Genomic DNA, 13,641 nt, shown 5'->3' on the forward strand with positions numbered 1-13,641 from the left:
GCGTTCATCCGATCCGGAAACCGATCCGGAACCGATCTCGGAAGAGGTGCCGCGGGCGGATCACGACGGGGCCAGGGCTCGAGGCGAGTGCGCGAGTCGACCGTCCTACCGCCGCGTGAGCCGCTTGCGCGCGGCCTCGAGGATCTCGTCGGACAGCGCCGGATCGGCATCGGCGACCGCGCGGGCGACGACGACGGATCCGACCATCTGGGAGAGCGATGCGACGGCCTCTTCGCGAGCCTCCGCAGCGGACCTCTCGGTGCCCGGTTCGCTGGCTCGTCGTCGGGCTCGGGGGTCACGGCCGTGATGCCTCGGGAACGCGGGTCCTCACACCCGTCGCCGACGAGCACGGCTTCGATCGTGCAGCGCTTGGAGATCTTCGGGCATCAGGTGGTTGGTCCACGAGTAGTAGACACCGTCGCTGGTTTCTAAGGCTTCTTTCACGGCCCGCTTCCACAACCCGCGAGGTGGAAGGTCGGCAGCCTCATTCGTCCGCTGTTTCTCCGCGACCAGACTGGCCAGCCATGACGACGCCTCTGATCGGGCAAGGCTGCCGGCCTCATTGACCAACTGCGTGGCGGAATCGGTGGTAGCTCGATACTTGTTCGCTGCTACGGCGGCCCGCGCCGAGAGCGTTGCTGGCTGCAGGAAAAGGAGAGACGCGGAGAGCACGGCGGCGGCTGTAGCCAGCACCCCGGCCACCACGGGTCCAGCGAGCTCCGCGAACGAGGCGGCCCCCGCCGCCGCAGCGAGAATCGCTGCAGGTAATCCGACCCAGAAATTGACCAGTGACCAGCGACGCGCGAGCATGCTCTGCGCTTCAGCCGCGGTACGGCACTGCAACACGAGCCCCCAGGCCTGACGCATGAGCCCGTCGTCATCTCCCACGATGCCCCTCTCGTCACGCGGAGCCACGCTGCTCCTGCGATACGTCTAGCACGGCGACCGTCCCGCGTACAGGCGCGCGTCTCGTTCAGACCTCCGCCGCCGTCATTTAGTCACGTGCTGAGCGATACAGAGGCGAGTCCGAGAACGGTCGTACTTGACGCGGCGGCCAGTCGGCTCGACCGGCCCAAAGGCGCCCATTCCGCGGCCTGGGGAGGTACCGCAGGCTCGCGGCGACCAGTGGGGCGGTGCAGTCGTTGTCGTGGAACTCCGACCGCCGCCCCGCCTCGAACGCGAGGACATCGCCCCGCTCGCCCGCGACGCCGATCAGTTCAGCCATCACTGGACCCCGGTTGCGGGTGCACCGGCTCCGACTGCAGATCGCCGACACGACGCTGGACTCGCGTCGGCCGACGCGCCACTCCTCCGTGCGCCCAGCGGCGTCGCCGGTGATCCTCCTCGCCGGCGGTCCAGGACGGCGCCGGGCGCCTCTCGAATGTCGGTGCCCCCGACCTACACTCGGACGCGTTCGAACACACGTTCGATACCACGAGGAGGGAGCCGACCATGGGCGTGACCGTCGTGGAGCGCATCGCGACTCCGGCCTCGGACGCCGTCGCCGTCACCTTCCTCGTCACCAGCGAGGCCGTGGCGGCGGGATTCCCGTCGCCGGCGCAGGACTACTTCGACGGGTCCCTCGACCTCAACGACCACCTGATCCGCGACAGGACGTCGACGTTCATCGTCCGCGTCTCGGGCGAGAGCATGGTCGGCGCGGGCATCAGCGACGGCGACGAGCTCGTGGTCGACCGGTCGATCACGCCGACGCACGGGAGCGTGGTCATCGCGATCCTCGACGGCGAGCTGACCGTCAAGCGCCTCGAGCTGCACCCCGGGGGAGTGGTCCTGCGGGCCGAGAACCCGGAGTACCCGCCGATCCACGTCGCCGAGCTGAGCGACCTCCAGGTGTGGGGCGTCGTCACCGTCTGCCTCCACCGGCTGCACCGTGCGCTCTGAGCGGCGCATCGCCCTGGTCGACGTGAACTCGTTCTACGTCTCCTGCGAGCGGCTGTTCGATCCGAGGCTCGCGGGCAGGCCGGTCGTCGTCCTCTCGAACAACGACGGCTGCGTGGTCGCTCGCTCCGACGAGGTGAAGAGGCTCGGGATCGAGAACGGCACGCCCTGGTTCCAGATCGAGCCGCTCCTCCGCTCCGGTCGTCTCCCGGAGGTGATCGCCCGATCGAGCAACTACGAGCTGTACGGCGAGCTCTCCGCGCGCGTGATGGAGCTGCTGGGCCGCTACTCCGCCTGGCAGGAGGTGTACTCGATCGACGAGTCCTTCCTCGGCGTCGACGGCGACGTGGCGGAGCGGGCGAAGATCGGCCGGGCGATGCGGGCGGCGGTCGCGAAGAACGTCGGGCTGCCCGTCTGCGTCGGATTCGGGCCGAGCAAGACGCTCGCGAAGTTCGTCAACAAGGGCGGAGCGAAGAAGCACCCGCGGCTGGGGGGGCGTCTGCGACACGGACTGGTACACGCCCGAGCAGCTCGACGCGCTCATGGCCTCGCAGCACGTGACGGAGCTGTGGGGCGTCGCCGGCCGCACTGGGAAGCGTCTCGCGGAGCTGTCCATCCACACCGTCCGCGACCTCCGCGACGCGGACCCCGCGCTCATCCGCAAGAAGTTCTCGGTCGTCCTGCAGCGCTCCGTCTACGAGTTGCGCGGCGTCGACTGCATCCCCCTCGAGGCCGCCCGCACCGTCCGCGACCAGCTGATCTTCTCCCGGTCGTTCGCCACTCCCGTGACGACGATCAGCGACATGGAGCAGGTGCTCTCCGTCTACGCGCAGCGCGCCGCCCACCGCCTCCGCGCGCAGGAGTCGGTCACCAGGACGATGAGCGTGTTCGCGTCGACGTCGCCGTTCGCGGACGCGCCCTACGAGTCCGCCGGCGGCCTGGCCGGCTTCCCCGTCCCCACGGACGACCCGGTGGCGATGGTGAGGGCCGCGATCGGCACCCTGCGCCCGCGGCTGCGGGAGAACGCGCGCTACGTGCGGGCCGGCGTCATCCTCACGAACCTGTCGCCTCGGAACTCCCACGCGCTGCTCGAGATCTTCGACACCGCCTTCGACACGAAGGGCCTCGGCGCCACCATCGACGCCGTGACGAAGCGCCACGGCCGGTCCGCGGTCGGCCTCGGACTGGCGGGCATCCGCACGGGGCCGGTGTGGACGATGAAGCGCGACGCCCTCTCGCTCCGGGCGACGACGCACTGGGGCGAGCTGGCCACGGCGCACGCGCGGTGAGTCCGCCGCCGGGGAGATCGGGTCATCCGACGCGTAGGCGCCCGGGGCGGTCTCGGGCATGCTCGTCGCCATCGACGGGTGTCGGTGCGAGGACGGCGGGAGGACCCATGGCCGAGAGCTGGCAGGACGCGTCGGTGCGGGGCGTCGCGATGATCGAGAACGAGCTGGTCGTGCGCGACTTCCTCGAGGTGTGGAGCGCTCGCGACAGCCGCCAGCTCATCCCGTTCCTGCATCCGGAGGTCGTCTACAGCGCGTCGAGCTCGCAGGAGATCGCGGGGCGGGCGCGGGTCCTCGAGATGTGCGACGAGGTCCACCGGGCGTTCACCGAGATCCGGATCGCCCTCGTCACGATCGCCGTCGCCGGCAGCGTCGTCCTCACCGAGCACGCCCTGCACCTCCGCTCGGACCCGGGGGAGGGCCACTGGCTCCGCTGCTTCGGGAGCTACGAGCTCCGCGGCGAGCAGATCGTCACCTGGCGGCAGCTCCATGGGTGAGGGCCGCGCGTGACGGCGGTGACCGGCCCCGCGCGCCTCAGGCTCGCCCTGGTGCTGCTGGCCATCGCCTCGGGCGCGACCGACGCGTTCGCGTTCCTCCTGCTCGGCGGCATCTTCACCGCGAACATGACGGGCAACCTGGTGCTGCTGGGGCTGTACCCCCGCTCCGCCTGGCTGACGACCGCGGCCGGAGCGGTCACGGCGATCGTCTTCTTCGCCGGAGCGGTCTACGCCGGGTTCCGCACGACCCGGGCGCGCACGCCGTCGACCGGCGACGGGAGACGTCCGCTCCGCTCGATCGCGCTCGTGGGGGTCGTCCTCCAACTCGCCGTCGCGGTCGCCTGGCCGACGGTGCAGGGCGGCACGTCGCTGCTCGTGGACTGCGCGTTCATCGCGACCAGCGCGGCGGCGCTCGGGCTGCAGACCGTGCTCGCGAAGCGGATCTCCGGCGCCGCCGGCCTGACGACGACGTTCGTCACGGGCACGCTCACGAGCCTGATGCAGGAGCTCGCCGAGCGCTCGTCCGGATCGAGGACCCTGCAGGCGCTCATCGTCGCGAGCCTCGCGGGCGGGGCCGTCGTCGGAGCGGCGACCGTAACGCTCGCCCCGGCCTGGGCTCCGACGCCGGCCCTCGTGCTCTCGGCGCTCGCCGTCGTGCTGCTCTTCGCACACCGGACGCGACCCGTGCCCGCGGGAGCGGAGCCCGGGGCCCCGCGTCCCGCGTGACCGGGATCAGGCGTCGAGCGCCCACTTCGGCCGGACCCAGTGGCAGGTGTAGCCGCCGGGGTGCTTGCGCAGGTAGTCCTGGTGCTCCTCCTCGGCGTCCCAGAACTCTCCCGCGGGCTCGACCTCGGTGACGACCGGTCCGGGCCAGCGGCCCGACGCGTCGATCTCGGTGATCGTCTGACGCGCGACCCTCTCCTGCTCAGGCGAGAGGAAGAGGATCACGGAGCGGTAGGCCGTGCCGATGTCGTTGCCCTGACGGTTCTTCGTCGTCGGGTCGTGCACCTGGAAGAAGAACTCGAGCAGGTCGCGGTAGGAGAGCTGCTCGGGATCGAACTCGATCTCGACCGCCTCAGCGTGGTCGCCGTGGTGGCGGTAGGTCGCGTTCGGCGTGCTGCCGCCGGCGTACCCGGCGCGGGTGCTGAAGACGCCCGGCATGTCGCGGATGAGCTCCTGGAGCCCCCAGAAGCATCCGCCCGCCAGGATCGCGCGCTCCTCGGCCATCAGACGCCTGCCTTCGTGTCGTGCGCGGACTCGCGCGGAGAGATGATCATGCGGGCAAGTCCATCACGGCCGGGGACGTCGCGGGGAGCGTCGGACGACTCTCGGAGCAGACCGTCGGCGGGGGAGCCCGGCCCTCGCGCCTCGGCTCGTCGTCACTGCGCTCGGGACGCCGCCGGAGACGTGCCGGTGGGAACGAGTCATCCGACCGGGAGGCGCGAGCGGAGGCGGGCGGACGTCCGGGGAGACAGGCCGGCCGCGACCCGTCTCCCCAGAGGCCCGTCAGGGCGCGAGCTCCTCGCGGACGATCGCCGCTCCCGCGCTCAGCGCGCTGAGCTTCCCCCAGGCGAGGTCGCGGGGCAACGGCGCCATGCCGCAGTTCGTGCTGGGGAGGAGCAGGTCCGCGTCGACGAACCGGAGGGCGCGTCGCAGGGTGTCGGCGACCTCCTCGGGCGTCTCGACGGTCCCGCTCGCCACGTCGATCGCTCCGAGCATGACCTTCTTGCCGCGGACGAGCTCGATCAGCTCCATCGGCACATGGGAGTGGTGGCTCTCCAGCGAGACGATGTCGAGAGAGGACTGCTGGAGGAGCGGCAACGACTCCTCGTACTGCCGCCACTCCGACCCGAGGGTCGCCTTCCAGTCGGTGTTCGCCTTGATCCCGTAGCCGTAGCAGATGTGCACCGCGGTCTCGATGCGGAGTCCCTCCGCCGCCCTCTCCAGCGCGGCCACACCCCAGTCGTGCACCTCGTCGAAGAAGACGGTGAAGGCGGGCTCGTCGAACTGGACGATGTCGACTCCGGCGTCCTGGAGGGCTCGCGCCTCCTCGTTGAGGATGGTCGCGAACTCCCACGCCAGCTTCTCGCGGCTCCCGTAGTGCCGGTCGGAGAGGGTGTCGATCATCGTCATCGGGCCGGGCAGCGCCCACTTGATGGGCTGATCGGTCTGCTCGCGCAGGAACCGGGCGTCGTCGGCGAACACGGGCCTCTCGAGGCCCACGGCGCCGACGACGGTCGGCACGCTCGCGTCGTACCGGTCGCGGATGCGGACCGTCTCGCGCCGCTCGAAGTCGACGCCCGTGAGGTGCTCGATGAACGTCGTGACGAAGTGCTGGCGGGTCTGCTCCCCGTCGCTGACGATGTCCAGGCCCCGGTGGTGCTGCTCGTGGACGGCGGCGCGCAGGGCGTCCTGCTTGCCCTCGGCCAGGGCGTCGCCGGTCAGCCGCCACGGGGACCACAGGGTCTCCGGCTGCGCGAGCCACGACGGCTTCGGCAGGCTGCCGGCGATCGAGGTGGGCAGGAGCGGGAGGGACGTCGAGGACACGCGGGCGCTCATCGGACCGCTCCCGCGTACCCGGCGGCCCACTGCCGCAGCCGCTCCCCGTGCGGCTTCATGAGGTGCTCCTCCGCGAACCGCCCCTGCTCGACCGCGAGCCGGCCGCGCTCCTCGCGGTCGTAGGAGACCGCGGGCCGCACGTAGTCCTGCTGCTCCAGGTCCGGCCGGTAGACGTCGGCGGCGGCCGAGCGCGCGCCGTAGATCTCGGGCCGGTAGATCCTCTGGAACGTCTCCATCGTGCTGATCGTGGCGATGAGCTGGAGGTCCGAGTAGTCCTCCAGCAGGTCGCCGCCGCAGTAGAACGCGAGCGGCGCCGTGCTGCCGGACGGCATGAAGAAGCGGACCCCGAGGCCCATCTCCGCGAAGTACCGGTCGGTCAGCGAGAGCTCGTCCTGCCGGTACTCGACGCCGAGGATCGGATGGAGGGTCCCGGTGCGCCGGTACGTCCTGCTCGTCGAGACGCTGATGCAGATGACGGGCGGCGTCGACGAGAGCTCCGCGTACTGCGCGGAGTCCCGGAAGTGCTGGAAGAGCGCGCCGTGCAGGACGCCGAAGTCGTCGGGGACGGTGAAGCCGGCCTGCGAGGCGTTGACCGCCGGCAGCCGCACGCTGAAGTCGTGGTCGCGGAGGTAGGAGGAGAAGTTGTTCCCCAGTGTCCCCGGCTGACATCGGCCGGTGCGGCGGTCGAGGATCCGGGTGCGCAGGACCTCCAGCAGGGGGAACTCCCGGTCCTCGCCGTCCGTGGTGAGCCGCAGCCCGACGGAGACGATGTCGAGCCCGACCGTGTAGCGGCCGCGGCTCGGATCGTCGCCCGGCACGAGATCGTTCAACCGGTCGTCGATCATCCGCAGCGCGGTCCGGAGGTTCTCCCGGCGGCGCTCGCCGCGGGCCAGATTCGCGAAGTTGGTGGTGATCCGGGAGCTCTGGGCCGGCGAGTAGTCCTCGTCGAAGGGGGTGAGGGTGATGCTGAAGGCGGGTTCGTTCGTCATGATCGGCCGATCGGTAGGAGGGACAGGGGCGGGGGCGGGTCCCCTACGTCCCGAAGAGGTTGGCGCGGGTCCCGCCGGGAGCGAGCTCGTCGCGGAGGATCCCGCGGCGGCGCAGGACGGGGACGAGGTCGTCGAGCATCCGGTGCAGGGTGACCGGGTGCAGGTCCCCGGAGAGGAGGAGCCCGTCGCTGCCGCCGTCGTCGCCGAGCTCCTCGACGAAGTCGGCGAACTCCTCCGCGGTGCCGACGAAGCCGGCGCGCTCGACGACGCGGCCCTTGCGTGCCTTCCTGATCAGCAGCTCCCGCAGCGGAGCGTCCTCCGTGCCGCCGTACAGGCCGGCGATGGTGCCGTGCGAGACGTGCTCGCCGAACACCGACCGCGGGACGGGGAGGTCCAGGTCCAGCCCGGTGAGGTCGGTCTCCAGGTCGCTCGACCAGCCGAGCGCGATCCGCCGCAGCGCGTCCTCGTCGGGGTGGCGCGACGCCTCGACGACGCGCGCGGCCTCCTCCGGGCTCGACACGATCTCGGGCTTCACGACGAAGAGCACGCGCAGGTCGTCCGCCGTCCGCCCGTGCTGCTCGGCCGCGGCGAGCACGCGCGCCCGGTAGTCGCGCACCGCCCGGGCCTCCAGAGGGGCGAGCGCGAGCTGCACGTCCGACTGCGTGCCGGCGAAGGCCAGCCCGCGGGGGGAGCCGCCGGGGGAGACGACGATCGGGTCGCCGTTCGCGAAGGGGACGGCGTTCAGGGGGCCGTCCACGCGGAAGTGCTCCCCGCGGTGCCGGAACGCGTCGATTCGGGTGCCGTCGGCGTAGCGGCCCGACCCGGGGTCGGCGATCAGCGCGCCCTCGCCCCAGCTGTGCCAGAGCCGGCGGACGACCGCCATCCACTCGTCCGCCCGGTCGTAGGCCGCGTCGTGCGACAGCGGCTCCAGGCCCACGTGGCGGGCGCTGCCGACGTCGGTGACGAGGTTGATCCCGAAGCGGTCGGAGCTGAGGTGCTGCAGCGTCGCCGCCTGCCGGGCGGCGAGGTACGGGGGCGTGATGCCGGCGTTGATCGTCGGCGCCAGCCCGATCCGCTCGGTCGCCGCGAACAGGTACGGCGCCAGGAGGAGCGGATCGTGCTTCGGCCCGCCGTACGCTCCCCGCACCCGCAGGTCGAGCGTCTCCGGGGAGCCGAGCGAGACGGCGTCCTCCATCACGATCAGCTCGAAGCCGGCCTGCTCCAGCTCGCGGGCCGACTGCTGGTAGAGGCCGGGCTTCGTCCAGTCGTGGTTCCACTCCCGGTAGGGGTGCCCCCATCCCTGCGGTCCGAAGCCCCGGGAGAAGAACCAGCCGAAGTGCTGACGGCGAGCCATGCTCACACCTCCGCGAGTGCGGGGAGGGCGCGTGCGCGCACCGCGGCGAGCCCGCGCTCGAGGTCGCGGAGGAGGTCGTCGACGTCCTCGATCCCGATCGACAGCCGGAGGAGCCCGGGGTGGATCCCGGCGGCGGCCCGCTCGGCGGAGGTGCGGCCGGCGTGGGTGGTCGACGCGGGGTGCAGCACCAGCGAGCGCACGTCGCCGAGGTGGGTCATGTGGCTGAACAGCTCGACGGCGTCGATGAAGGCGGCCGCGCCCGCCTCCCCTCCGGCCACGGTGAAGGAGAAGACGGAGCCCTGCCCGCGGGGGAGCAGGCGCTGCGCGAGGGCGAACGACGGGCTCGACTCCAGGCCGGAGTAGTCGACCGACACGACCTCGGGCCGCTCCTCGAGGAAGCGGGCGACGGCGAGGGCGTTCGCCGAGTGCCGCTCGACCCGGAGCGACAGCGTCTCGACGCCCTGCCGCAGCAGGAAGGAGTTCAGCGGTGACGGGGTCGGTCCCAGGCGGGAGACCACGATGTCCCGCGTGTACGAGACGAAGGCGCGCCGGCCGTGCTGCTCGGTCCAGCTGCGCCCGCCGAACGACCGCTCCTCCTGATTGAGGTGCGGGAAGAGCGCGGGGCGCGCCGCCCAGTCGAACGTGCCGGCGTCGACGATCACGCCGCCGAGGGCCGAGCCGTGCCCGGCGAGGAACTTGCTGGTCGAGTGCACGACCACGTCGGCCCCGTGCTCGATCGGGCGGAGGAGGTAGGGAGTCGCGAGCGTGTTGTCGACCACGAACGGCAGCCCGTGCCGGTGCGCGATCGCGGCCAGCGCCGGGAGGTCCAGCAGATCGTTCTTCGGGTTGGGGATCGGCTCGCCGAAGAGGACCCGGGTGTCGGGCCCGATCCGCCGCTCCCACTCGCCGAGGTCCGACGCGTCGTCGACGAAGTCCACGCCGATCCCGAGCCGCCCGAAGTTCTGCACCAGCAGCCCGCGGTTGCCCTCGTAGAGGCGGCGCGACGAGAGCACCCGGTCGCCGGCCTGCAGGATCCCCAGGAGAGCGGAGGCGGTCGCCGCCTGGCCGCTCGCCACCAGGATCGCCTCGGCGCCGCCCTCGAGATCGGCGAGCCGGCGCTCGACCTCCTCGGTGGTCGGGTTCCCGTTGCGGGTGTAGAGATAGCCCTCGTCCTCGCCGGCGAACCGCTCGCGGGCGTGCTCGAAGCTGTCGAACACGAAGCCGGCGCTGAGGTGCACGGGAGTGACGCGCGCCCCGTGGGCGCCGTCGGGCGCGGCACCGGCGTGCACCTGGCGCGTGGAGAAGCCGGCCGCCGCGGAGGCACGGGGTGCGGGCGCCGGGGTCGAGGTCGCGGCGCTCGCCGCAGTGGTCGCCCCAGCGGTGGTCGCGGTGTTCGCCGGTGCAGTGATGGTCACGGTGTGCTCCTGTCCAGACGCCCGGAAGGCGGATGCCGGGAGCCTGTCAGGCCGAGGGGAGTGCGCGCCGGATCGTGACGGAGTGTGACTGCCAGGGCGCCGTCGCGGGTCGTGGAGGTCGACCGCTCGGAGTCCGCGGATCGTGCCTCAGCTGTGCGTCGTGTTCGCCCGGATCTCCTCGACGGACAGCTCCGGCGCACCGCCCGCCGCAGCCGCCGGGTCCATCCAGACGAAGTCCCAGTGGTGGCCGTCGAGGTCGTCGAAGCTCTTCGAGTACATGAAACCGTGGTCCTGCTCGCCGGCCGGGGTCGCGCCCGCGGCGAGGGCCCTGCCGTGGAGGGTGTCGACCTCCTCCCTGCTGTCGGCGCTGAGGGCGAGCTGCACCTCGGTCGAGGTGGTGGCGTCGATGATCGGCTTGCTGGTGAACTCGGCGAAGAACTCCCGCGTGAGCAGCATCGCGGTGATCGTGTCGCTGATCACCACGCTGACGGCGTTCTCGTCGCTGAAGCCCTCGTTGATCGAGTAGCCGAGCGACTCGTAGAAGGCCCTCGCCCGGGCGAGATCGGCGACGGCCAGGTTGACGAAGAGCATGGTGGGCATCGGTGCACCGTTCCTGTCGGGACGCCGGTGGCGCGCCGCCGCCGGTCGTGACTGCATGATGGTGACCGGCCGGCGGCGGTGTCAAGGAAGCGGTGCCGAGAAGGCGGTGGATGCCCGGCGCGGGCGTCCGGAGGAGGACGCGGCGCACGGATGCCGCGGATCTGCTGGACTGGCCTCGAGCAACGCAGCACGAGCAGGAGGGAGCGGAGATGATCCGGACCCTCGTTCCCACCGTCCTCGCGGCCGCCCTCCTCGCGGCCGGCTGGACCGCGATCGGACCCTCGCATCCGGTCTTCGCCGCGGTCGCGCAGATGGTCCTCACCAGCTGGGCGGCCCTGACCTTCGGTGCGCGCACGCGTCCGCTCGAGCAGTCCTGGTTCGACGTGGGTCGCCGCGAGCCGGCGCTGCTGCGGGCGCTCGGGGTCGGCGTCTTCGGCCGGCTGCTCGACGTCGTCGGGTGGAACCGCCTCGTCACCCGCGAGCGCGGCTTCGACGGCACGCGCGCGGGGCTGGCCGCTCTCGATCAGCACACCCGCCGCTCCGAGGCGGTTCACCTCGCGTGCGCGGCCGTCGGAGTCGCGCTCGCCCTCGCCGCGACGGTCACGGGTGCGACGGGCGGCGCGGCCTGGCTGCTCGGGTCGACGATCGCCGTCCAGCTCTACCCCGCGCTGCTGCAGCGGCTGGTGCGGGCGCGCATCCAGCGGGCGGGACGCACTGTGCCCGGCGCGCCCTCCATCGCAGGCTCGGGCAGGACGGACGAGGCCTAGGAGGTCGAGGTCGCCGAGCGCCCCTTCCGGCGCGTCGGTGGAGGGCGTACGGTGAGGCGCCGCACCGCGCCGCGGGGGCGCACGAACCCTCTGCCGGACGACCTGGACCTCGTTGCCGGACGGAGAGGGCTTCTTCTCGCCGAACCGAGCCGACATGTAACAGGGCGGCGTCGCCGACGGTGTCAGCGGGCCGCGCGCCGATGTGCGCGCCGCTTCTCCCCTCTGAGGATCAGGGCCGCGAGGAGCGCGGCGAGGACTGCGCCGATGGTGTTCATGAACCAGTCGTTCGTGTCGCAGGAGCGGCCGATCGCCGGAACGCCCGCCTGGACCAGCTCGATCAGGGCGGACAGGCCGGAGACGGCGGCGGCGACGAGCAGGGGCCGGCCGACCGCGACCGCGAGCAGCAGGGCCCCGGGGAGCAGGAGCGCGATGTTCGCGAGGGTGTCGATGCCGTCGAACGGCACCGAGAACTGCACGGTGCAGAAGACCCGCGGCGTCCCGTCGGGCGGATACACGGTCAGCGCGATCCCCACGACGAAGGCGAGCGCGGCGAGGACGAGAAGAGTCCTTACCGCGCCGCGCCGGTGCAGCAGCCAGGCGATCGCCGTGACCACCGCGACCGCGATCCAGAAGGCGATCGGGACGAGCGCGGCGTGGTCGACGAGGAACGTGCTGATCACGGTGCTCCGCTTCGAGGTGTCGGGGTGGCGGGAGAGGAAGAGGTCTTCCGTTGACGGACGGCCCGCTCACTCCAGGTCGGCCTGTGCCGACGGCCGGCAGGCCTTCGGCGCGAGTCAGCTCCGGAGGGGAGAGCCTGCTGCGTCGAAGCGGTAGCCGCCGAAGGCGCCGCTGAGCAGCGGGCGCGCCGTCGCCATCGCGGCCTGGACCCGGGGGAGGGCGAGGGAGGCCCGATGCGCCTCGGCGCTCTCCCACAGCTCGACGACGAAGACGGTGTCGGGCTGCTCGTCGTCGACCCCGACCTCGTAGAGCAGGCAGCCGGCGTCGACGAGGTCGTCGTTGTGCTCGGTGAGGACGGCGACGAGCTCGTCGCGTCTGCCGGGGACGGCCCCGAGGGTGCCGACGTTCACGAAGGTCATGCCGCGAGGGTACCGCCGAGGACACCGGCGGCGGGTGGCCGTCCCGACGGTCGGAGTGCGGTCGGGACGTCACGCTGGACGGAGTCGCCGTGTTCCCGCCTGCGAACCGCAGACCGGTCGCGGTCGGCCCGAGGCCACGCCGGCTCGGGAGGATCGCGTCGCGAGAGAAGATCCCTGGTGGTCTCCGCGATCCCTGTCGGGTCCCACCGGCCAGGCGTGAGCGTGCTCGGACCGACGGAGTGCGCCCGATCAGCCCGCGGGCCTGCTGAACAGATTGACGACGTTCCCGTCCGGGTCGCGGACGAGGGTGGAGCGGTTGCCCCACGGCATGGTGCTCGGCGGGAGCACCACGTCCTCGCTCCGGGGTGCGAGCTCGGCGAAGGCGCGGTCGACGTCGGCCACCTCGAACTCGAGAAGGACGGAGCGGTTCGACGCGGGGACGACGGCGCCGTCGAGCATCGCGACCGTCGAGGTGTGGGCGATCGCGAGGGTCGCACCCGCTCCCGTGAACTGCGCGAAGACCGGCGCCGGGCGCTCGGCCGGTCGGCCGACGACCTGCTCGTAGAAGGCGACGAGGCCGTCGAGGTCGTCGGTGACGATGCGGAGGGAGGTGAACGACATGGGGCTCCTTCAGGGCCGGGATGAGGTGATGGCACCAGGCTCGCCGGTCGTCGCGACACCGTCCTGTCGGTGTTTCCGCAGATCGTCCGCGACTCCGCGAGGTCCGCGGCGGCCGTCCCCCGAGCAGGTCAGTCGTTGACGACGGACCGCAGCCGTCCGTACTGGAGCGCGAGGTCCTCGGCTCGCAGGGTGCGCTGCGGAGGCCTCTCGTCGGTCACCTCGACCGACAGCATCCGGTCGCCGCGGAACGCCCTGACCCCTCCCGCAGTCGGCACCACGCGATCAGGTACCAGTGCTCCTCCTTCCCGATCGAGCCGAGCGGTTCGACGTCTCGGACCGACTCCGCGCCGCTGCTGTCGCGGTAGCGGAGCCGGACGACACGATCCGCTCGGAGGGCCGTCGCGAACTCCGCCGGGACGATCGCCTCCTCCTCGCTCTCGAGGAAGTGCACCCGGGAGGCGACCGCGCCGGCGCGGGCGGCCACGTCGTCCGGCAGGACCGCGAGCGTCTTCCGGGCAGCGGTCCTGGCTGCCTGCCGGAACGGACTGCGCTGCAGC

Annotated in this window: 16 protein-coding genes and 1 pseudogene; 6 read left to right on the top strand and 11 right to left on the bottom strand. The window is 72.0% G+C overall.

What is annotated here, in order from left to right; translation table 11 throughout:
- Positions 1 to 327 precede the first annotated feature (327 nt).
- Complete coding sequence (locus tag C5C27_RS17690) at positions 328 to 888, bottom strand: SLATT domain-containing protein (protein WP_181133465.1); 561 nt, start codon at positions 886 to 888, stop codon at positions 328 to 330.
- A 564-nt stretch (positions 889 to 1,452) separates the two neighbouring features.
- Between C5C27_RS17690 and C5C27_RS06395 the strand changes: the two genes are divergently transcribed.
- The 5 genes and pseudogenes from C5C27_RS06395 (at position 1,453) to C5C27_RS06410 (ending at position 4,408) form a co-directional block, all read left to right on the top strand.
- Positions 1,453 to 1,902, top strand: coding sequence for a LexA family transcriptional regulator (locus C5C27_RS06395; RefSeq protein ID WP_104238880.1), 450 nt, complete (start codon positions 1,453 to 1,455; stop codon positions 1,900 to 1,902).
- A 22-nt stretch (positions 1,903 to 1,924) separates the two neighbouring features.
- Positions 1,925 to 2,296 (top strand): annotated as a pseudogene (locus C5C27_RS18750) (DNA polymerase V subunit UmuC); the annotation flags it as partial.
- 145 nt (positions 2,297 to 2,441) lie between these two features.
- The gene (locus C5C27_RS18755) at positions 2,442 to 3,188 is read left to right on the top strand and encodes a DUF4113 domain-containing protein (RefSeq protein WP_308471187.1); all 747 of its coding nucleotides are present in this window, start codon (positions 2,442 to 2,444) and stop codon (positions 3,186 to 3,188) included.
- A 107-nt stretch (positions 3,189 to 3,295) separates the two neighbouring features.
- Positions 3,296 to 3,682: a nuclear transport factor 2 family protein gene (locus C5C27_RS06405; protein ID WP_104257620.1), complete on the top strand. Its 387-nt coding sequence runs from the start codon at positions 3,296 to 3,298 to the stop codon at positions 3,680 to 3,682.
- A gap of 9 nt (positions 3,683 to 3,691) precedes the next feature.
- Complete coding sequence (locus C5C27_RS06410; protein ID WP_104313933.1) at positions 3,692 to 4,408, top strand: YoaK family protein; 717 nt, start codon at positions 3,692 to 3,694, stop codon at positions 4,406 to 4,408.
- 6 nt (positions 4,409 to 4,414) lie between these two features.
- Here C5C27_RS06410 and msrA read toward each other — a convergent pair whose 3' ends face one another.
- From msrA to C5C27_RS06440, 6 genes are all read right to left on the bottom strand, one after another.
- Positions 4,415 to 4,909, bottom strand: coding sequence for a peptide-methionine (S)-S-oxide reductase MsrA (gene msrA, locus C5C27_RS06415; RefSeq protein WP_104226547.1), 495 nt, complete (start codon positions 4,907 to 4,909; stop codon positions 4,415 to 4,417).
- Between the two features lie 279 nt (positions 4,910 to 5,188).
- Positions 5,189 to 6,229: a methionine synthase gene (locus C5C27_RS06420; protein WP_374955274.1), complete on the bottom strand. Its 1,041-nt coding sequence runs from the start codon at positions 6,227 to 6,229 to the stop codon at positions 5,189 to 5,191.
- 8 nt (positions 6,230 to 6,237) lie between these two features.
- Positions 6,238 to 7,230 (bottom strand): putative oxygenase MesX, encoded by a 993-nt coding sequence (locus C5C27_RS06425; protein WP_104313935.1) that lies wholly within the window; start codon positions 7,228 to 7,230, stop codon positions 6,238 to 6,240.
- A 43-nt stretch (positions 7,231 to 7,273) separates the two neighbouring features.
- The gene (locus tag C5C27_RS06430) at positions 7,274 to 8,584 is read right to left on the bottom strand and encodes an LLM class flavin-dependent oxidoreductase (RefSeq protein ID WP_104313936.1); all 1,311 of its coding nucleotides are present in this window, start codon (positions 8,582 to 8,584) and stop codon (positions 7,274 to 7,276) included.
- Between the two features lie 2 nt (positions 8,585 to 8,586).
- On the bottom strand, positions 8,587 to 9,999 hold the full coding sequence (locus C5C27_RS06435) for an O-acetylhomoserine aminocarboxypropyltransferase/cysteine synthase family protein (RefSeq protein WP_258066526.1): 1,413 nt from the start codon (positions 9,997 to 9,999) through the stop codon (positions 8,587 to 8,589).
- A gap of 147 nt (positions 10,000 to 10,146) precedes the next feature.
- Complete coding sequence (locus C5C27_RS06440) at positions 10,147 to 10,599, bottom strand: VOC family protein (RefSeq protein ID WP_104238888.1); 453 nt, start codon at positions 10,597 to 10,599, stop codon at positions 10,147 to 10,149.
- Between the two features lie 209 nt (positions 10,600 to 10,808).
- Here C5C27_RS06440 and C5C27_RS06445 point away from each other — a divergent pair, with 209 nt between their 5' ends.
- On the top strand, positions 10,809 to 11,366 hold the full coding sequence (locus C5C27_RS06445) for a hypothetical protein (protein ID WP_104313937.1): 558 nt from the start codon (positions 10,809 to 10,811) through the stop codon (positions 11,364 to 11,366).
- 182 nt (positions 11,367 to 11,548) lie between these two features.
- On the opposite strand, the gene C5C27_RS06450 is transcribed toward C5C27_RS06445, so the two are convergent.
- The 4 genes from C5C27_RS06450 to C5C27_RS06465 form a co-directional block, all read right to left on the bottom strand.
- Positions 11,549 to 12,046, bottom strand: coding sequence for a VanZ family protein (locus C5C27_RS06450; protein WP_104313938.1), 498 nt, complete (start codon positions 12,044 to 12,046; stop codon positions 11,549 to 11,551).
- 114 nt (positions 12,047 to 12,160) lie between these two features.
- Entirely contained in the window at positions 12,161 to 12,463 is a 303-nt protein-coding gene (locus C5C27_RS06455) for a putative quinol monooxygenase (protein WP_104313939.1), read from the bottom strand.
- A gap of 249 nt (positions 12,464 to 12,712) precedes the next feature.
- Positions 12,713 to 13,084, bottom strand: a complete 372-nt coding sequence (locus tag C5C27_RS06460; protein ID WP_104313940.1) for a VOC family protein — start codon at positions 13,082 to 13,084, stop codon at positions 12,713 to 12,715.
- Positions 13,085 to 13,298: 214 nt separating this feature from the next.
- Positions 13,299 to 13,641 (bottom strand): YafY family protein (locus C5C27_RS06465; RefSeq protein WP_258066527.1); only part of this gene is annotated, 343 nt, incomplete at its 5' end.

The organism is Rathayibacter sp. AY2B7, from assembly GCF_002931635.1.
Classification (GTDB): Bacteria; Actinomycetota; Actinomycetes; order Actinomycetales; family Microbacteriaceae; genus Rathayibacter.